Raw genomic sequence first — 19,157 nt, 5'->3', positions numbered from 1 at the left:
TAGGTGGTAATGCTTATATTATTCCCTGAGCCATCATGGCGCCGGCTACTTTGTTAAACCCTGCAATATTAGACCCTGCCAGCAGGTTGCCTGGGGTTCCATAATCTGCTGCGGCTTGCATGCTGTTCTGATAAATATCTTTCATGATTTCGTGCAATTTGGCATCTACTTCATCAAACGACCAGGAAATCTTCCCGCTGTTCTGGGCCATTTCCAATGCAGAAACTGCTACACCACCGGCATTGGCGGCTTTTGCTGGAGCGAAAAGAATATCACTCTTAAGAAATACATCAATGGCTGCGAGTGTTGAAGGCATATTCGCTCCTTCGCCAATTGCCTTTACCCCGTTAGCCACCAACGTTTTTGCGGTTGCTTCATCAATTTCATTTTGGGTGGCACACGGTAAAGCAATATCACATGGTATCGTCCAGATTTGCGTGCAATCGTCAATATACTGTGCGTTCGGATGTTTCTCCACGTAGGCATTAATCCGCTCACTGCCCGCTTCTTTTAACTCTTTAACGGTATCAAGATCGATGCCATTTTCATCATAAACAAAGCCGTCCGAATCACTGCATGCAACAACCGTTGCCCCGAATTGTGTGGCCTTTTCCATTGCATAAATCGAAACATTTCCCGACCCGGATACAACAACGGTACTGCCTTTGAAGTCGAGTCCTTTATCTTTCAGCATTTCCTGTACAAAATAAACGGTTCCATATCCAGTTGCTTCTGTACGTGCTAAACTCCCGCCATATTCAAGCCCTTTGCCTGTTAACACACCAGCCTCAAAGGTGCCCCGGATTTTTTTGTATTGGCCGAATAAGTAGCCGATTTCCCTGGAACTGACACCAATATCACCAGCCGGTACATCGACATCGGGCCCAATATGTCTGTACAGTTCGGTCATGAAACTTTGACAAAAGCGCATGATCTCCAGGTCAGACTTACCTTTTGGATCAAAGTCAGACCCTCCTTTTCCGCCTCCAATCGGCTGCCCTGTTAAAGAATTCTTGAAGATTTGTTCAAATCCCAAAAACTTAACGATACTGGTATTCACAGATGGATGAAAGCGCAGGCCGCCTTTATAAGGGCCAAGTGCACTGTTGAATTGTACACGGAATCCGCGGTTTACCTGTACGTTTCCATGGTCATCGACCCAAGGTACTCTGAATGTAATGACACGGTCAGGTTCGACCAACCTTTCCAGGATGCCGTACTTCATATATTCCGGATGCTGGGCAAATACCGGTACGAGGGAATCGACTATTTCTTTAACAGCTTGTAGAAATTCATTTTCGTGAGGGTTACGCTTTTCAGTGGATTGAAAGACTTTCGTTACATATTCCTGTGCAGTTTGTTTTTTTGATTGTAAAACGGTTTCCATCGTATTCATAGGTCATCTCCTTATGTAAAATTCTAAAAAATACATCAACCATTTAAAGTTAATATTACAATTTTACATGAAATCACGGATGAATTCAAGAAACAGAATAGTGTAGGCTTCTCTTTTGTTTTGTTCAGTGATCGGCTCTGCCGGAAATTTTTGCGGACACATTTACCGCTATTTGGTTCTAAAACGCTGATTCACCGGTGCTTGCGGACATTTGTTCCGCTATCCGGCACAAATAGGCAGTTTTTACGTTGAACTTAGAGTAATAACGGAAAATATGTCCGCGAACCGCCCCATAAGACATGTTTTTTAATGAATAACGGAAAATATGTCCGGGCAGCCTCGTCCGCCATGCGAGGCATTATTATAAAAATAATATCCTCTGGTCAAAATTGCCTCTCTCTGTCATACACTGTAAAAAGAACACTTGGAGGGATTGTTTTGACAGAAACAAAGACGCTTGATCGTGCGATTGATGAAATTACGGAAATTGCATCCGGATTTGGCCTTGATTTTTATCCGATGCGTTATGAAATTTGTCCCGCTGATATTATTTATACATTTGGTGCATATGGTATGCCGACACGGTTCAGCCATTGGAGTTTCGGCAAACAGTTTCACAAAATGAAGCTGCATTATGACCTCGGACTGAGTCAGATTTACGAGCTTGTTATCAATTCCAACCCATGCTATGCCTTTTTGCTTGATACCAACAGCCTTATCCAAAATAAATTGATTGTCGCGCACGTGCTTGCCCACTGTGATTTTTTCAAAAATAATGTCCGATTTTCGAACACGAGACGGGATATGGTAGAGAGCATGACTGCAACAGCGGAGCGAATTGCCAATTACGAAATGATTCATGGCAAGGATGAAGTCGAAAAGTTTTTGGATGCGGTTTTATCCATTCAGGAGCATATTGATCCGTCGATTGTAAGACCGCAGCTGCCGTCGTATGACTTGGATGATGAGGAAGAAGCGGAATTAACGAAGGCACCAACACCTTATGATGATTTGTGGAATCTTGATCAGCCCGAAAAGAAACCCGCCGTAAGCAAAAAAAGAAAAAAATTCCCGCCGAAGCCGGAAAAGGACCTTTTGTTATTTATCCAGGAACACAGTCGCGAGCTGGAGGACTGGCAGCGTGATATTTTAACAGTGATGCGCGAGGAGATGCTCTACTTTTGGCCACAGCTGGAGACGAAAATCATGAACGAAGGCTGGGCTTCCTACTGGCATCAGCGGATTTTGCGGGAAATGGACCTGACCACCGATGAAGTCGTTGAGTTTGCGACATTGAATGCCGGTGTCGTACAGCCATCCAGACAGCAAATTAACCCGTACTATCTTGGTCTGAAAATGTATGAGGATATTGAAGAACGTTACAATAATCCGACTGACGAAATGAAAGAGCGAGGGGTGGAAGCCGACACAGGACGTGAAAAGATTTTTGAAGTCCGGGAAATTGAATCGGACATTTCTTTTATACGAAATTATTTAACTAAAGAACTCGTCCAGCGAGAAGATATGTATTTATTTGAGAAACAGGGCAGAGATTACACAATCACCGATAAGGATTATGAGAATGTCCGGGACCAGCTTGTTTCAATGCGGGTGAATGGAGGATTCCCATATATCACCGTGGAAAATGCCGACTATATGCGGAACGGAGAACTGTATCTGGTTCATAGCTATGAAGGAACAGAGCTTGATATCAAGTATTTGGAACATGTACTTCCATATATTTATCAATTGTGGGGGCGCGATGTTCATATGGAAACGTATGTCGAGGATAAGTTGGCTGTATTTTCGTGTGAGGAGGATAAGGTGCATCGGAAGTTTATCTAGTGAAGGGAAAAAGCTTGGAAGATTAATTCCGAGCTTTTCTTTTGAGTTGCATAAAGTGGAAATGCGACGGTGGGCAATCTTATAAATATTAGTGAGGATGATATGCAAAAGCAGATGTGAGTTTTATTACATCTGCTTTTGTAGTTTATTTTGATAAGGTTAAGAATTATTATACTTCAGAAGAAATGCGAGAAATGATTCGGAATGAGCGAATTTAATCAGAAATAATTAGGCAACTGCCCAGTGTCGACTATGGGAGTTGCCTTTATTATTTAATCATACATATTCGTTTGCAGCCGGTGAATAGACAGTCGATTCCATCGTTTCCAGCCAGTATTGAACCAATTCCACACCATCAATCAGCTCAATATTTAGCCCTTTTGCATATTCTTTCGCGCTTTTTGAGAATCCGCTTGTTGATATGACATAACCGCCTTCCGCATTTCGCTTTATCATGTTCGAATGTATAAGCGCAATCGGTTCATATCCCAAGTCATTTTTATACGCTTTGACCTGGCCTAAATATAGACCGTCATCTCTGGTATGCTCAAAATCCACACCAAAATCTCCACTTCTGGCTGTCGTGACAGCATTTCCTCCGTGTTTTTCCTCTATTACGCTTGCACAAAAATCTTCAAGTTCAAAATCAAGCTGTTTAATAAAAAGATCTGATGCTTTGTCAAAGGAAATGTCACCATTTTCATCCTTCTTATGGGGAAAATTAAAGCGATAATAAAGCCCCATTGCCATTGTTTTCTTTAACTCCATACTTGAATTGATTTTTTGTGAAAGTAACGCAGCTTCCCGCTCATTTTGTTTTCTCATAAACCACAGTAAGCCGATGATTACGAAGGCCTGAACCACAATTAACGTTAGCATTTTTTACCTCCTTATTGTTAATCACCTTGAACAAGAGAGACATGTTTTATACATGTTCTTGAAGGTTGTTGTAACTTTTTCCACTAAATTCCGTCTGTATGGAAAAGAGAAAAAGGGTGGTCATGGTGAAAAAATTTGTATTATTAATTGTTTTTCTTGGTTATATCCTCCTCTTAGCAGCCTGCAGCAGCGATGGGGGAAATAGTGAGTCGAGCAGTGATTCAGCTCAGATGAACACGGAAGAAAGTGCAGTACAACAAGACAGGAAAAATGCCTCTTCCGGAACAGGTGCAGGCGACAGTGCAGATGGTGAATCGCAGGAAGGAAACACAGGGTCACAAGCGGATGAATCCGCACAGGCCGACCGGAAAATTATTTACACAGCTAACCTCCGTATCGAGGTAAAAGATTACCAGAAAGCAGTAAAGGATATTCAGAGTCAGGTCTCAGAACATGGCGGGTATATCGTGGAATCACATATGAGCGAAGGGTCTGAAGATGGGTCGACCAATGGCACGGTAAAAGCCCGGGTCCCACAGGGGCAGTTTCGGGAATTTGTTCAATTTGTGGAAGACGGCAGCAGCAAGGTTCTGGAAAGCAACATTTCCGGTCAGGACGTGACAGAGGAGTATGTTGATTTGGAGTCGCGTCTGGAATCGAAGCGTGTTGTGGAAAAACGACTGCTTAATTTTATGGAGCAGGCGGAAAAAACGGAGGATCTCCTTAAAATTTCTGAGGATTTGGCAAAAGTCCAGGAAGAAATTGAGCAAATCACCGGCCGGATGAATTATCTGGAGAACAAGGTCAATCTGGCAACGGTCACGATTCACATTCAGGAGAATAATGTAACTATCTCGGGAAGCAAGGATTTAAACACCTGGGAAAAAACCAAGCAGCAGTTCATGCGGAGTATTAACTTCCTTATCTCAGCGTTTTCAGGGATATTTGTTTTCTTGATTGGTAATTTGCCGGTGCTTATATTGTTGGGGGCTATAGCGTTGGGTGCATTTTTGATTGTCAGAAAAAGCAGGAAGAAGGATAAATAAGCGGAAAGGGTTCGTCAAATTATTTGACGAACCCTTTATTTGGGATATGTGCTTCGGACTAACTCTATTACAGTACGCTGGGCGGCTTTTCGCTGAAGCTGTCACAGAATCCGCCGAAGTGTTCACAGTTTTCGCTTAAGTTGTCACAGAATCCGCCGAAGTTCACAATTTTTCCGCTGAAGTGTTCACAAATTTCGGTTTCACCAAGGGGACTAGGCCCCTTGGTCCACTTAATACTGAAAAACGGTCCAAGTAACCTGTCCCCTTGGGCCATTATTATTATTACTTGCCACCTTCTACCGAAATAGGAGCCTCGATGGAATCATTAATTAGTATTTTATATGGCAAATTTTCAATCGTTATATCAATCTGCTCAGATGATTGTATAAATGATTTGTTCAGTGTGAAACCATATCCTTCATCAAGTTTACCAGGTCCCGAGCCGCTTTGAAGAAGCTCTCCAACCTCCCCATCCTCATTAACGGCAGATACTAGTAATGGTAAATCATCATTTAAACCATGTTGTTTTGGAATTGCTGATGCCAGCTGAATGGTTTGATCAGGTTCTTCTGGTTCATAAAGAATATTGACATTAAGACCTCGGTCATTGTAAACAAGTTCTTCCAGATAAATTTTCGTATTCTTTATTTCTCCAACTTGTCTGTGTGCATTTTTTGAACCAGAACTGGAAAGGTCGCCATTATAATCAGAAGCATCCAATGAAAAATTAAATGAATCATCACTGCTCAGGACAACGGAATCAATCTTAACAGTAATATTTTCAGGCATTGAATTCATTGGCCGAAATTCCAGTTTAAAGGATGTTGGACTGCTGGCGGGCATACTAAAACTAGTTGGGTCTTCATTACCTTTGGCATCCTTTGTTATAACCGAACCATTAATTCGTTGCAAAGCATTCCCGTTTGGAGTATCGATACTTCCATAGAGAACTGTCTGGGACACTCTCATTTCAATCCGGTCAATTGTCAGCGAGGCATTTCCCGCATGAATGGTTTTATCAATACTGCTGGATGCTACTGTTTCTTCGCTTTGATCGAAGTTAATCGGCAGTTTTACCTCTTGTGTATCCTGACTTTCATTAAAAAGATTAACCGTGATAATGGCTGTTATAATATCATCAATTTGGCTGATTACGTTATGGGATTGATCTCTAATAGGCATCATGGTTGCCCGGTGATAAAATCGGTCGTTATATATGATGCCATCCTGTGGCCCGGTTTGTTTAGCGTATACACTAAGGTTCTGGTTAGGGTATTGTCCATTTTCGTCTGACTGCACATAGAATTGCGTTATATGTGGTGCAGTCTCCTGGTTTTTCATAATCTCCGGGTTCGGTATCCCAATACTGTAAAAAACAAATATTTCTTCCGAGTTATACCAGATTTTTTCTATCTTAAGATCTGATTTACCTTCGAGCGGAATGGATTTGTTAATTTCAGAGACAAGCCCCTTTTCCTCAGCCAGTTCCAGTCCCGGAGTTCTCGATTTAAAATAGGCAGTCACTTCTTCTTTGGAATCTGCCACTTTCCACGCGCCGTAGTCCTTGTCCCCTGCAGACTGGAAAGGAAGTCCGTTTTGAATAAATTGCATACCGGCAAAAAGAATTAACAATGCTATGGCAGCAGTCATCAATTGTGGAAACCAGTTTTTCTTCTTTCTTTCAGACTGTCGCAACCGTTTGAAAAAGCGTTCCTTATCCTGTTCTGAATAAAAAGAGTCTTTTCCGATATAGTCATCAAAATCTTTCCTGGATAATTTACTCATTCAGAAATTCCTCCTTAAGCTCTTGTTTGAGCCTTTCCTTCGCACGCATAATTCGTGTCTTCACAGTTGACAGATTTACTTTCAATAGATTACTGATTTCCTGAATACTGAATTCCTGGTAGTACTGTAGAATTAATACTTCGCGATATTTAACTGGGAGATTCATTATTGCCTTAATGGTTTCATTTTTCCGTTCATTCATAATCAGTGATTGCTCTGGTGTCTCTTCGTTTACTTTTTCTGTCACCTGATCTTTCCATATGAAAAGCCGGGTTAATGGTGAACGTAAATAATCTCTGCATCTATTCGCCGTAATCCGATAAAGCCAGGTCTTGAAAGATGATTGTTGCCTGAATGTATGAACCCTTCGATAAACAGTAAATAAAACATCCTGGAAAATATCATCAGTTTGTGCTCTGTTTTTCACATAAGTAAAAATAAATCGCTTTAAACTTTCCCCATGTTCCTCCATCACCCATTCAATGAATGGTTCGCGGCCATTTTCCAGGATCTTATCTGGAAATTCCGGAGTATTGTCCATAAAGCCACCTCTATTTCTGTAACAATCGATTGTATTAGTAAAGACGATTCTAGAATAAAAAAGTCCCAAAAATTCATAAAAAAAAGCAGGAAGCCTTCTTAGCTCCAACTGCACTATATTTTTTAAAGTTTCATCTGTTACCAAATTACTGGAAAAAGGGGATTCCTTTAGCCACATGATACGCTTTTCTATCTTATTCAAAAGGTTATTCGCTGCTCCTTTATTGTAAAGTTCATCAGAAATGTAGCTATAAATTTCATCTAAATCTTTATAAGCAATAGGTGTAATTTTAATTTTATATTATTCGTTGTCATATTTTTTCTTTAAAGACTTTTCCCCCATCTAAAAGGTCATCCTCATTCTTAATTTGGGCTTCTGCTTGGACTAACTTTTGATATAACTCCAGCCTGGCTAAAGTATTCTCATAGGTTTCCATGCTCATAACAACCATATCCCCATATCCATTCTTTGTGATGAATAGTGGTTCCTTTATTTGATGGCACAGTTCAGAGATTTCCGTTGTATTTCTTAAATCTTTTATTGAACGAATTACAGGCATTTTACTATAATTATAGCATTTTTATCATGAATCAAAAATAAGTTCTATTTCGCCAACCAAAAATAAAAGCCTGGCTCTGAAAAAATCTAATCAAAACCAGGCTCTCAAAAATTTTGCAGGATCTATATTTTTCATTATTCTTTCATCTGTTCGCCTGATTGCCACTGTGTTCCATTAAAAGCGCCACGCTTCCATGAGACAATGGACCTGTCACTCTGTCTCCATGTCTCACCAGGTCCAAGCTCTGTGAATAGCAAATGATACCAACAAGACGGCGAAAATGCTAAAGTTCACAATGAATTCGCTAAAGTATACGACTAAAACTCTAAAGTTCAAAATTAGGTTGCTCGAAGTTCACAAATTATTCGCTAAAGTTCACAATTATATCGGTAGTAACACCGGGGAGCAGCACGCTTCGCAATCCCGTCCAATAAAAAAAGCAGTACTCTCAATGGAATACTGCTTCAGGATATAGGACTCATTTTGTCTTCGCTTCCCGTGTCCGATACAACAAAGCCCCAATTAATACGGCAAAATAAACAACTAAACCCAGCATCGTCCATACATACATAACCGGCTCGTTCTGTACATACCCAACGATGGGAACGTTTAATAGCAGCAACAAAGGAAACCCGAACATCAATGCAGTTGCACTGCCCATCACCATATTTTCCGCCGTGCTTGACTGGAACTTGGGATCAACTGCCTTCAACAGTGCCATTCCGGTTGAAATCGTACCGGTCTGCATTCCGTAAAATCCCAATATATTCGATAGCTTATCAGCAGGAAAGACACGCGGTCCAATCCAAAGTAAAAATAAAATCGTTACCAGCCCGCCAAGTGTTGTCAATAATAAAACAGACACCGCGTATTCTTTTAACGCATAAATCGAAATGGCGGCAATTGAAGCGGTAATCATGTAATCAAATGAAAAGCCGGATATCCGCTGCAGCAAAAAGTTATTCGGTGAATGTTCAACCTTCAGCCCGGCAGCCGTTACTTTATTTAAAATAACCCGGAACAGCATAGCATAGAGACTTCCAATCAGGAAATGGAATCCAATCAGCAGCTGTGCAAATGTTGCCCCGAATGTTCCAAGCGGGGTTAAAATGCTTTCCAATCCAAAAATCGTTACGTATGTGACAAGATAAATAAATCCAATTAATGCGATTTGATAGGTTAATTTGTCAATTGCATCACTCAATGGAATTTCATCCGGTTCTGATTTTTCTACAACCTGCTCATGCTGTTTCGCCGGTTCCTGTCCGGCTGATTGGAACTTTTTGCTCCGAGCAAGTATATTCATTAAAATAATCCCAACAACAGTTGCCCAGATAAATCCGATTCCGGCAATTGTCAGCCCAAGATTCCCGCCGCCGACGAGCCCGAGCTCTTCCCACTGAGTGCCGATCGAATAAGCCTGGCCGGGTCCCTGACCAAAGCCAAGCGGCAATAATAAGCCAATTCCCGGGAAAAAATCCGGATAAAGGCTTTCGACAAGAATCATGAACAGACCAAATCCAATGATTCCCTGCACCAAATAAGTGGACACAATCAGCATGCCGGAATTCAGGACAGCGGGGCTGGTTTTCATGTCGCGCTCCTTCAGCGATAAAGCAATAAAGCCGATTGCCATCAGGTGATATACAAGATTCCCCAGCATATCTTTATCAAATTCAATCCAGCCCAACAGTTCCGGTCCAACAATCAATCCGAGGAAACCGGCAATCATGGAAGTGGGGATAATCAGTTTCCGTAAGACAGGAATCCGGGCTTTTAATACTGCAGATAAAACAATTAAGAATGATAGCAAAATAAAATCTAGAACCATCGCCCATGAATTACTCACGATATTACCTCCCCGTCATTGCCGATATTCGCTTTCTTTACTGCCTTGATAACCTGCAGCCATTTGTATGCTGACGTTCGCGGCTGGTAAAAAACGATCCGGTACATTTTTTCACCAACAAAAAAATCAAGCTTGTGGTGAAATTGAATATTGATCCCTTCCACATCTTCAAACGGAAAATAATAGTTGCCCCCATTATCCGCTTGAAAATGAATGGAATGACCGCTCCACATTAAGTTCCCGCCTGAAACAAGTTTAAATGGTTGATCCTCTTCAGATAAATAAAGCTTTACATGATCCTGCATCGCTTCATTCCAGTGCGCTACCCAGCCAGGATCAGAAACGGTTACCTCCAGAAATTCCAGCTGCCATTTATTCCAGTCACGTGGAGTAGAAAAATAGACTGGCAGTTTGACTTCTTCAAAAGTCCCTGAAGGTGTATAACGAACGGTATAATTGCAGTTCCGGCATTCAAACAGATCATCATGTGAATGGAGCTTTCCCGGCATATTGCAATGTGGGCAGACAAAAAGCAGCCGTTCGAGATAATGCGCCAGTTGCTTTCCGTTGTAAGCAATCTCCTGGCCGGATTGCCAGTCCACCTCATTATGATAAAGCGCATCAGTCAGCTTCTGGTGAACTGTTTCCGGCGAGTCATCCTTGAATGCACCTTTGTCCCACTTTTTTTCAAAAGAAATCGAAATAACTCCTTTTCGATGGTTGTCAGCCCACCGTGGATGTGTCATGTATCCGCCCCGGATGGTTGCCACCACAACAGGTATGTCCAACAGTTTGGCAAGTTTAGCTGTCGAATAGATTAGCGGTTCTGTTTCCCCATCCCAATTCCGGTTACCCTCCGGAAAAATCCCGATCACACGATTATGCTTTTTTGCCTTCAGTACACTGCGGATTGTCCCAACGTCGTTTTTAAACTTCATTTTCGGGATGGCACCGGTATAATTCAGCACGTGTTTTAAAAATGGGTTACGGAATAACGGGTCGGCAGCGATAAAACAAATCGGCTCATTCACATAACAATTAAGGAACAAGGGATCCCAATTATTCACATGGTTGGAGAGGATCAGGTAGGGTGGTTCCATATTCCGTGTGTCATTGCGTTCAATGACAATGTTGGAGCGGCTTTTGATAAACGCCCGAATCGGTGCTAACAGGGTTTTCTGCATGAACCTGCTCGGCTTTTTTTCGATACTCATTACTTCACGTCCCAGTACATAAAAATGAAATCAGATACCTATAATAATATCATATTTTTTGGCCAATTGACCCGCTCCAAAGCCCATTAATTCTTATCTGTTTAAAGCTAGCTATAACTCGCGCGAAATTGGGAGAAGGTCGCGCGATATCATGGTGCAGCCGCGCGAAACCAGAGAGAGGTCGCGCAAAACCAAGGGAAAGTCGCGCAAAACCAGAGTAAGGTCGCGCGAAACCAGAGTAAGGTCGCGCGAAACCAGAGTAAGGTCGCGCGAAACCAAGAGACAGTCGCGCGAAATCAGAGAAAAGTCGCGCAAAAGAAGTACTATGACGGTTCTGCTGCTTCCTAAGTAAATGCATACGGAACGAATTAAAACGGGAAGGCGAATAATATAGGAATGATGATTCATTGGTTCAACGATACGGATCCTCAGTCTGCTAAAAGGACAAAAAGCCGTTCCAAAGCGGGTTAAGCGGATCGTGGTTCCGTTATTCCTGCTAGTTTGGGTTAATATGAGGGGTATAGTAGTAAATAGCGGAATGGGGATTCATATCGATGCGAAAAACGAAGGTATTTAGGCAAATAACGGAATGAGAATCCGCCAAACGATTTAAACTGGAATATCACGCTTGTATATTTCCACTATAATAATAGCCGAACAATGGAAAAACGACGATACTTTTAATGTCGTCGTTTTTGGCGTGCTATCGATATGTAATGGGCCAAGAAACCTGCCCCCATTGGCCCGTCAAACTGTCCCTAGACCTTTAATCCTGTATGCCGTCTTTCGATTTTTGTTTTTCCATCAGGCAATGCGTATTCAGTCATATTATCCAAATCACAGTCTTTTCTCGAATTGTTACAATTCTCTTGCCAGCGTCTGATGGCAACCTTTTCACCGGTCCGTTTTGCTTCCTCCATTTTTGCTTTTATTTTCGCTTCCTTTTTCGCCTTTTCTTTCTCTCTCTCCTCCACTACCGGTTTTGCATAATCGGATGCTTGCTGATATGTAAATTCTTCACCCAACGCTTCAATCAATTCTTCATCAACTATCGTCCGCCAGCCGCCTATTTCTTTTGCTACACCCAAACTCTTTAGCAAATCAGCTTCATGCCCAAAAATTATATACCCGCTTAACGCCTTTCCACTGCGATAATTGACTTTGATTGTTGTAACGCCATTTATTAAATCCTCTTTTGATTGTTTATCCCTATCAATTGCTTTTTGCTTAAATTCCTTTTCTATTTCTTCAATTACGTTTAGCTGTTCATCTGTAATTTCAATTTCTTTAACCATAACTCCAGCAATCTTAAGAGGTTTATAAAGAATAATAGCTTTACGTTTCCTTGCCAGTTCCCTGACAACTATTTTCTCACCAGATTCTTTTGTTTTTAATATATAGTCATTCGTACCATTTACAATAAGATCTAAAATAACTTCTTGTTGATTTATTTCCTTTTTTATTTTTAATTTATTCTCCATTCTCCTCACGACCTTTTTGATATTTTATTAATTTGAAAAAAAAAGATATCATGGGATAACCCGGACAATCTTAATTTCATGGTAACACAATATGAATCAAGCAGATAAAGGATAATACATATCAAAAAACTGCTGACAAGATTTCCCAATAATTAACATAGAAATCTTTACCCAACTACAAAAGAAGGGAGAAGACGCAATTTCCAAAAGTCGTATTGGTTCAACGATGCGGATCCACATTCCGCTAAATGGCAATAAATCGGTTCCAAAAGGGGTGACGCGGATCGTGTCCGTTATTTATCATAATCAGCGGAATTTGGAGTCGAAAATGGTAAATAGCGGAATGAGGATTCATAACTATGCGAAAAACGAAGAGTTTTTGGCAAATAACGGAATGAGAATCCGCCAAAAAAGCTGCCCTATGCTTCCCCCATCGCGTATTTATAGTTTGCAAACGTGAATATCTCCGGTCAGCAATGAATCGCTCCCCTTCAAGAGGGTCAGCGCAAGCAAGGAATAGACCTCACCCGGCTGTTAAACGCAGGGAGGTCTATTTTTTATGGATTATAATCGCCACAACAAGTGTTGCGATAGCGATCATTAGAACAATGTTTCTTCAACAGATCCCGATCATTACTGCTGTATAATCTGAATAAGATTGCCGCAAGTATTATCGAAAACGGCTATGGTGACTTGGTCCATTTTTGTTGGTTCCATCGTAAACGTTACGTCTTTTTCTTTTAATCGTTCATATTCTTTGTGAATATCTGCAACGCCAAACATTGTTACCGGAATTTCTTCGTCAAATAGCCTTTTTTGATACTCCTTAGCAGCCGGATGTTGATTCGGTTCAAGCAAAAGCTCGGTGCCATCCTGAATATTAGGAGAAACTAACGTTATCCACCTGTGTTCTCCAGCGGGAATGTCATGCTTTTTCACAAATCCAAGCTTCTCTGTATAAAATTCCAGTGCCTTTGATTGATCTTCTACAAATATACTCGTAACAATAATATCCACCATTTTCCCTCCGTTGAAAAAAGCATCAGGTTTCGTTTTTAACTAACTATTTCCCGGCCAACATCAAGCACCTTCAATCATATCCCGTCTGCAATAACCAAGATAACCTATTACCATCAAAACAATACTAATCACAGTGATTGTTATGAAAATCGGGGCATCAAAATCTTCCATTGGCATGCGCGGGATCCAACTTTGAATAGCTGTTTTGGAAAACCATTCCGGTAAATCCAGCATACCGCCAAAGTAGTTTAGTGCAAAGGAATAGCCAAGGTAAACATAAATCACTTTACCCAATTTCGGTGCCCAGCCAAGAACTAGAGCCGACAGACCAATAAAGAATAGTACGGATGGCAGGAAGTTGTATCCGGCAGCAAGAAAATCAGATATACCCATTGTTGGGCTATTCTCCATGGCTGCGATAGCCGTACCACCCAGACTGCCTGCAGCTAATAAAATTCCTGCTAAACCTGCAAAAATTGCTAGGCCAACACTGGTCCAATATAATTGGGTGCGCGTCACTTTTGTCGCATAAAGCTGACTTAAGTGTGATCTTCTTTCTTCAGCGAAAAGTTTATTCACAAGGACAATTGGTAAAATCGAAACCAAAACAATCATGACCATCATAATCGTACCAGTGAATGATTCTTCAATGGAAACGCCTGAATGACTAAACATTTGCTTTATCATTTCGTTGCTTTCAAGGAAGGCTTGCATATCTCCATAAATGGAACCATAGGCTGCCCCCATAATAGCAAAGGCGACGAACCAGCTAATCATCACGCCTTTGTTAAGCTTGATAAATAGACCGCGGGTAGACAGCAACGATTTCTTTGCGCTTTCCCGGCCTACTCTTTCAGGAAGATAGCCGGCCCCCATATCGCGACCACCCTCAAGGGCAAAGGCAACGATCACCGCGATTACACAGAAAATCAGTGCGAAAATAAGCGGCATCCAGTTATTTTCCGTAAAGGGATACGTTAAATATGTCCACCCCATGGGATTGAGCATTGATAAGTCAACATTGGAGACATCTGTTCCGGCTCGAACAATATATAGTAATCCGATAATTCCAAGTGCTGAACCTGTTGCACCAGCTGACGTTGACATAATTTGTGCCATAACAAGAGCAATTGCAGCACCGATAACACCGGCAATTCCGATTGACAGTCCAAATAAAAAGGAACCTTCAGCAGTAATCGTATCGGCACCGAAACTCATCATTACGCCACTGATAAAAAGTGCTAATATGACATTAATAACAACTGTCTCACTAATTGCAGCAAGCGAGTTTGCCTGACGACCTATTTGAAATGAGCGTACAAGCTCCGTAAGACCAAGATCCTCTTCTTTACGGGTATGACTCACCACATGTAAAACGGAAATGATCATTGCAAATAAACCACAGAATAGTAACATTTCGTGTGCATACATAGCCCCTAACGTGTACTCGCTTGCAGTTTCAATCGGCGTAGGACCTACCATGGCTATCATAGCAGGATTTTGCAAGGTTTCGAACATTCCCTGCAACCCCTGTCCTTTTGCTATCTCTTGAAAGGCTGGAACGTAAGCAGCTGAAAACAAACCAATTCCTAAAATCCAAACAATTATTTTTTTCCAATCACGTTTCAGATATAGCAGAAACAGTGTATCCCAACGGGCAAATTTTTCCTTCATTGGATCTCATCCTCCTTTTCAGCGGTTAGCCTTCATAGTGGCGCAAGAACAAATCTTCAAGCGTTGGCGGTACAGATTCAAATTTCTTGACGCCTAGTTTGCTTGCTTCCATTAAAATAGCATCAAGGTGTTTATTATCCGCAGAGAATGTTGCTTGATTATCTTTTTGTTCGAAATCAAAAACGCCATTTACAGCGGCCATTTCAGCCACATCACCCTCTGTTGCCAAAGTTACGGTAGAACGAGTCAAATGACGCAATTCATCAAGGCTGCCGGATTCCACAATCTCACCTTGACGAATGATGACAACTTTGTCAGCCAAGCGCTCTACTTCACTCAAGATATGAGAGGACAACAGGATGGATTTACCTGATTCCTTGATTTTTTCAACTTCTTCCTGGAACACTGCTTCCATTAAAGGGTCAAGACCAGAAGTGGGCTCATCAAAAATGTATAAATCCGAATCAACTGATAATGCAGCAATTAATCCCACCTTTTGCCGATTCCCTTTCGAATATCCTTTGGCTTTTTTCTTAGGATCCAATTCAAAACGCTTAATTAAATAATCGCGTTTTTGCTTGTCTCCGCCGCCATGCAATTTAATGAACAAATCAATAATTTCACCGCCGGTTAGGTTTCCCCACAGAGAGACATCTCCCGGGACATACGAAATGCGTTTATGAATGTCGAGGCTGTCTTTCCAAACATCTTTACCGAATATTTCTGCACTCCCAGCATCCCGCTTGATTATTCCCAGTAAAATACGGATAGTTGTAGATTTGCCGGCACCATTAGGTCCAATAAAACCGATAACCTCTCCGGCATTTACCGAAAACGACACATCGCTTAACGCTTGAAACTTACCGAAATTTTTTTGTAAACCTTGCACTTCTACAATTTTTGTCATAGCTCTAACTCCTTTATTTAAAATTTTGGACACCAATTTACATGGTGCTTCACTTATCAAACACATCGGCCTTTGAACGTAGCTTTAAACCAGCGTTCATTAGTGACCCTCCTTTCCATAAAAAGTTGTCTTTAATACATCCAGGTATTCGTAAAATTCGTCCCAGTAAGGTTTTAAATCTACAGATGCCATCTTTGTACCTTTAAATTGCTGCATTAACTCATTCTGATAGCCTTCAATCGCCCATCGAATAAGCTTGAATGCTTTCTCCACATCGACATCATTGCGGAACAAATTTTTGTCAATATTCTTATATAACAATGAATGTCCGGTTTTTTGAGCATCCATTAAACGGGTTTGCAGTTCCTCCGGTAACTCCTCTTCATCACTCAGAAATACCGTTCCGATAAAATTACTGACGTACGGATGATGATCAAGATAAGTTGCTTTAATCTGAGCTATTTGCTTCAATCTTTCAATAAAATCAGGTTCATCGAGGTCAATGAGTTGCAAAAATTCGTTATTCATAACATGAAGTGCATACTCAACAAGGTATTCATAAAGATCCTTTTTATTGTTGAAATAGTAAAAGAGCATCCCCTTTCCTATTCCAGCTGTTTTTATGATTTTATTTGTGGAAGCTTGCTCATATCCATTTTCCGAGAACTCTTTAAGTGCGGCATTTAATATTCTTTTTTGCTTCGTTTCATCAAGGTTATTAAATGTTTCGTTCATTTTTATAACCACTCCTTTTTAGTTTAAGACCAAGGTGGTCGATTTCAGAATAACACCATAGACCATAGTGGTCAATCATAAATTTTGGGAAACCATTCAAATAGTTCATTGTCCCGTATTGCACTCCTTTGCATAGGATAATACGAAACTACAATAACGGGATGTGAGCAAAAAATGGGACTCTTTATCAACAAAAATAAACACCCTGACGTTTTCAGGAATGACGGCGAAATCCTGGAGCCGAATCAGGGGTATTTCCGATATGATCACTTTTCCGAAATGATAAACGAACAGAAGAAAATAAACCGTGCCCTGTCTGATTCTTTTCATAATCTGAAAGCGTTGCAACATAAGCAAAACAACACGCAGGCAAACAGATGGAGAGATGTCAGCAGGCAATTACACAGTCTGAATGAAACAAAAGTAAAGCATGAGCAATTTGAAAATCAGGCAATCGAATGGCTGCAAACATTGGATAAAAATAATCGCAAACTCCAGCAAATCGCGGAAAATGAAGACCAGACTAATCAGAGAATCATGAACGAAATAAATGCATTGCAACAATCAAACGGGGAAGTGTTTTCGAAGCTGGAGGAATATGAGTCTACAGGCGAGCAGCTGACCGAACAGGTAAACGAACTGATTGATTTCAATAAGCAATTAACCGAGCGGATTGACGGACAGGATCACCAGCAGAAGAACGTACTCGACCGGCTGGAAAACCAGGAAGCCCTGATGGAAAAAACATTGCGGCAGCTCGATCATTTCCGGTCGATTCTGTTTGAGAGAACCAGCCACCTTTCCGAAAAAATTGAAAGCAGCTACGACCTGACTTCCTCATACGTTTATAAGCTAATGACCGGGTCAGACCGACCGCTGACATTGTATATGGATCAGAAAAAGGTGGAAAACAAGAAGCCTTCTGATTGAAGTAAATATCCGCCGGTTCTACCGGCGGATATTTACTAAAGAATCTATTTTTCTGATAAGCCCCTGATCGTTGAATCAAAGGGGCAGTCCTCTTGCTTCATATCTATTCAATACTATAATCGTTACAGCTCTGTAAAAAGTGGCATAAGAATCAGAAAAATTTTTAAGGGAAATCTGCCACTTTTTTAAGAGCACATTCGATTATAGTTATAAACAGGGAAATAAAATAAATTGGTTAAAGCGCACGCTTAAATCTTAGATCAAACTAAAAGGAACTTTACGACTGAAGACATGTAACATATGTTAAAATGGCAACAAAGAAAATTGTTTTAATTTAGAAAGTAGTTAAAAAAGGAGTTTATTAATGGACACTGTAACCATCAAGGAACTTCAATCACAGAAGGAAATACTTGAAGCATTTCCTGTAATGAATCAATTACGCACTCATCTGGATGAAACGACTTATCTTGATCTGGTAGCTGAAGCCAAAGAAAAAGATATGTACAAACTGGTTGCTTTGTATAACGACGGAGAAGTTGTGGCAGTCACCGGTTTTAAACCTATGATAACTCTTTATTATGGGCGTTTTGTTTGGGTATGTGATTTAGTTACGGATAGCAATCATCGTTCAAAAGGATATGGTGAGAGACTTCTTTCTTACGTACAAGAATGGGCTGAAGAAAACGGTTATGAAAGTGTCGCTTTGTCATCTGGATTAAAACGAACGGATGCTCATCGTTTTTATGAAGAAAAAATGGATTACAGCAAGGTGAGTTATGTATTTAAGAAACCCTTAGGTTAAGTAACCGGGTGCTTTTCTCTAATAAGGAGTATGGACTTATATCGCATATAAGAGTCAGATTGTTAATTGAATTGTGATAAACTTAAATTCGATAACCTATATATAAGAATAAATACCTGAAAGTGGTGAAGATTCGTGAATAAATTCTTATTGCACATGGAGGGATTAGCAATTCTGGCATTAAGTACGTATTTTTACTTCTATCTTCATTTTAATTGGCTTGTGTTTGTCATTTTATTGCTGGCACCGGATTTGTCAGCACTGGGATACTTAAAAAATGTCAAGGTTGGCTCGATATTGTATAACTTATTTCACACGTACAGTATTCCGCTGGCAATTATAATATTTAGTGTTTTGGTGAATAACCATTTTTCTTTAATGATAAGCTTAATTTGGACAGCTCATATCGGTATGGATCGAATGCTTGGCTATGGATTGAAATATCCGACTGCGTTTCAAGATACTCACCTAAATCGTATTTGAGTGGACTTCCA

The 19,157-nt window shown here is 40.7% G+C and carries 17 protein-coding genes; 5 read left to right on the top strand and 12 right to left on the bottom strand.

Annotated features, from left to right (window positions below; genetic code table 11):
* Window positions 1–13: 13 nt before the first annotated feature.
* Complete coding sequence (gdhA, locus tag G6R02_RS16425) at window positions 14–1,396, bottom strand: NADP-specific glutamate dehydrogenase (RefSeq protein ID WP_164670487.1); 1,383 nt, start codon at window positions 1,394–1,396, stop codon at window positions 14–16.
* A 432-nt stretch (window positions 1,397–1,828) separates the two neighbouring features.
* On the opposite strand from gdhA, the gene G6R02_RS16420 reads away from it, so the two are divergent.
* Window positions 1,829–3,241 carry a SpoVR family protein gene (locus tag G6R02_RS16420; protein WP_246202681.1) on the top strand — a complete coding sequence of 471 codons (1,413 nt, stop codon included), beginning with the start codon at window positions 1,829–1,831 and terminating at the stop codon, window positions 3,239–3,241.
* A 276-nt stretch (window positions 3,242–3,517) separates the two neighbouring features.
* On the opposite strand, the gene G6R02_RS16415 is transcribed toward G6R02_RS16420, so the two are convergent.
* Window positions 3,518–4,120: a restriction endonuclease gene (locus tag G6R02_RS16415; RefSeq protein ID WP_164670486.1), complete on the bottom strand. Its 603-nt coding sequence runs from the start codon at window positions 4,118–4,120 to the stop codon at window positions 3,518–3,520.
* Window positions 4,121–4,245: 125 nt separating this feature from the next.
* On the opposite strand from G6R02_RS16415, the gene G6R02_RS16410 reads away from it, so the two are divergent.
* Window positions 4,246–5,166 carry a DUF4349 domain-containing protein gene (locus G6R02_RS16410; RefSeq protein ID WP_246202637.1) on the top strand — a complete coding sequence of 307 codons (921 nt, stop codon included), beginning with the start codon at window positions 4,246–4,248 and terminating at the stop codon, window positions 5,164–5,166.
* Between the two features lie 282 nt (window positions 5,167–5,448).
* On the opposite strand, the gene G6R02_RS16405 is transcribed toward G6R02_RS16410, so the two are convergent.
* From G6R02_RS16405 to G6R02_RS16360, 10 genes are all read right to left on the bottom strand, one after another.
* Window positions 5,449–6,951, bottom strand: coding sequence for a DUF4179 domain-containing protein (locus G6R02_RS16405; protein ID WP_164670484.1), 1,503 nt, complete (start codon window positions 6,949–6,951; stop codon window positions 5,449–5,451).
* Complete coding sequence (locus G6R02_RS16400; RefSeq protein ID WP_164670483.1) at window positions 6,944–7,492, bottom strand: sigma-70 family RNA polymerase sigma factor; 549 nt, start codon at window positions 7,490–7,492, stop codon at window positions 6,944–6,946. Before G6R02_RS16400 ends, G6R02_RS16405 begins: the two co-directional genes overlap by 8 nt.
* 310 nt (window positions 7,493–7,802) lie before the next feature.
* On the bottom strand, window positions 7,803–8,051 hold the full coding sequence (locus G6R02_RS16395; protein WP_164670482.1) for a type II toxin-antitoxin system Phd/YefM family antitoxin: 249 nt from the start codon (window positions 8,049–8,051) through the stop codon (window positions 7,803–7,805).
* A gap of 478 nt (window positions 8,052–8,529) precedes the next feature.
* Window positions 8,530–9,900, bottom strand: coding sequence for a sodium/glutamate symporter family protein (locus G6R02_RS16390; RefSeq protein WP_164670481.1), 1,371 nt, complete (start codon window positions 9,898–9,900; stop codon window positions 8,530–8,532).
* On the bottom strand, window positions 9,897–11,114 hold the full coding sequence (locus tag G6R02_RS16385) for a lysophospholipid acyltransferase family protein (RefSeq protein ID WP_164670480.1): 1,218 nt from the start codon (window positions 11,112–11,114) through the stop codon (window positions 9,897–9,899). The genes G6R02_RS16390 and G6R02_RS16385 overlap by 4 nt, the downstream gene beginning before the upstream one ends.
* Before the next feature lie 758 nt (window positions 11,115–11,872).
* Complete coding sequence (locus G6R02_RS16380) at window positions 11,873–12,595, bottom strand: hypothetical protein (protein WP_164670479.1); 723 nt, start codon at window positions 12,593–12,595, stop codon at window positions 11,873–11,875.
* A gap of 633 nt (window positions 12,596–13,228) precedes the next feature.
* Entirely contained in the window at window positions 13,229–13,612 is a 384-nt protein-coding gene (locus G6R02_RS16375; RefSeq protein WP_164670478.1) for a VOC family protein, read from the bottom strand.
* Window positions 13,613–13,675: 63 nt separating this feature from the next.
* Window positions 13,676–15,289, bottom strand: a complete 1,614-nt coding sequence (locus G6R02_RS16370) for an ABC transporter permease (protein WP_164670477.1) — start codon at window positions 15,287–15,289, stop codon at window positions 13,676–13,678.
* A 25-nt stretch (window positions 15,290–15,314) separates the two neighbouring features.
* A complete protein-coding gene (locus G6R02_RS16365) occupies window positions 15,315–16,196 on the bottom strand; it encodes an ABC transporter ATP-binding protein (RefSeq protein ID WP_164670476.1) in 882 nt (293 codons plus the stop codon).
* A gap of 99 nt (window positions 16,197–16,295) precedes the next feature.
* A complete protein-coding gene (locus tag G6R02_RS16360) occupies window positions 16,296–16,931 on the bottom strand; it encodes a TetR/AcrR family transcriptional regulator (RefSeq protein WP_164670475.1) in 636 nt (211 codons plus the stop codon).
* A gap of 174 nt (window positions 16,932–17,105) precedes the next feature.
* Here G6R02_RS16360 and G6R02_RS16355 point away from each other — a divergent pair, with 174 nt between their 5' ends.
* The 3 genes from G6R02_RS16355 to G6R02_RS16345 all read left to right on the top strand — a co-directional run bounded on the left by G6R02_RS16355 (window position 17,106) and on the right by G6R02_RS16345 (window position 19,146).
* Complete coding sequence (locus tag G6R02_RS16355; RefSeq protein WP_164670474.1) at window positions 17,106–17,861, top strand: hypothetical protein; 756 nt, start codon at window positions 17,106–17,108, stop codon at window positions 17,859–17,861.
* Window positions 17,862–18,225: 364 nt separating this feature from the next.
* Entirely contained in the window at window positions 18,226–18,663 is a 438-nt protein-coding gene (locus tag G6R02_RS16350; protein ID WP_164670473.1) for a GNAT family N-acetyltransferase, read from the top strand.
* A gap of 135 nt (window positions 18,664–18,798) precedes the next feature.
* A complete protein-coding gene (locus G6R02_RS16345; RefSeq protein WP_164670472.1) occupies window positions 18,799–19,146 on the top strand; it encodes a DUF4260 domain-containing protein in 348 nt (115 codons plus the stop codon).
* Window positions 19,147–19,157: the final 11 nt, after the last annotated feature.

Origin of the sequence: Virgibacillus doumboii (assembly GCF_902806455.1) — a bacterium.
Lineage (GTDB): Bacteria > Bacillota > Bacilli > Bacillales > Amphibacillaceae > Lentibacillus > Lentibacillus doumboii.
The sequence above is the reverse complement of the archived record's forward strand: the minus strand, read 5'-3'. Positions and strand labels throughout refer to the sequence as shown.

Excerpts from the sequence above, each read along its gene's own strand:
- gdhA (WP_164670487.1), bottom strand. The coding sequence starts at position 1,396 with ATGAATACGATGGAAACCGTTTTACAATCAAAAAAACAAACTGCACAG.
- G6R02_RS16415 (WP_164670486.1), bottom strand. The coding sequence starts at position 4,120 with ATGCTAACGTTAATTGTGGTTCAGGCCTTCGTAATCATCGGCTTACTG.
- G6R02_RS16405 (WP_164670484.1), bottom strand. The coding sequence starts at position 6,951 with ATGAGTAAATTATCCAGGAAAGATTTTGATGACTATATCGGAAAAGAC.
- G6R02_RS16400 (WP_164670483.1), bottom strand. The coding sequence starts at position 7,492 with ATGGACAATACTCCGGAATTTCCAGATAAGATCCTGGAAAATGGCCGC.
- G6R02_RS16395 (WP_164670482.1), bottom strand. The coding sequence starts at position 8,051 with ATGCCTGTAATTCGTTCAATAAAAGATTTAAGAAATACAACGGAAATC.
- G6R02_RS16385 (WP_164670480.1), bottom strand. The coding sequence starts at position 11,114 with ATGAGTATCGAAAAAAAGCCGAGCAGGTTCATGCAGAAAACCCTGTTA.
- G6R02_RS16380 (WP_164670479.1), bottom strand. The coding sequence starts at position 12,595 with ATGGAGAATAAATTAAAAATAAAAAAGGAAATAAATCAACAAGAAGTT.
- G6R02_RS16370 (WP_164670477.1), bottom strand. The coding sequence starts at position 15,289 with ATGAAGGAAAAATTTGCCCGTTGGGATACACTGTTTCTGCTATATCTG.
- G6R02_RS16365 (WP_164670476.1), bottom strand. The coding sequence starts at position 16,196 with ATGACAAAAATTGTAGAAGTGCAAGGTTTACAAAAAAATTTCGGTAAG.
- G6R02_RS16360 (WP_164670475.1), bottom strand. The coding sequence starts at position 16,931 with ATGAACGAAACATTTAATAACCTTGATGAAACGAAGCAAAAAAGAATA.
- G6R02_RS16355 (WP_164670474.1), top strand. The coding sequence starts at position 17,106 with ATGGGACTCTTTATCAACAAAAATAAACACCCTGACGTTTTCAGGAAT.
- G6R02_RS16350 (WP_164670473.1), top strand. The coding sequence starts at position 18,226 with ATGGACACTGTAACCATCAAGGAACTTCAATCACAGAAGGAAATACTT.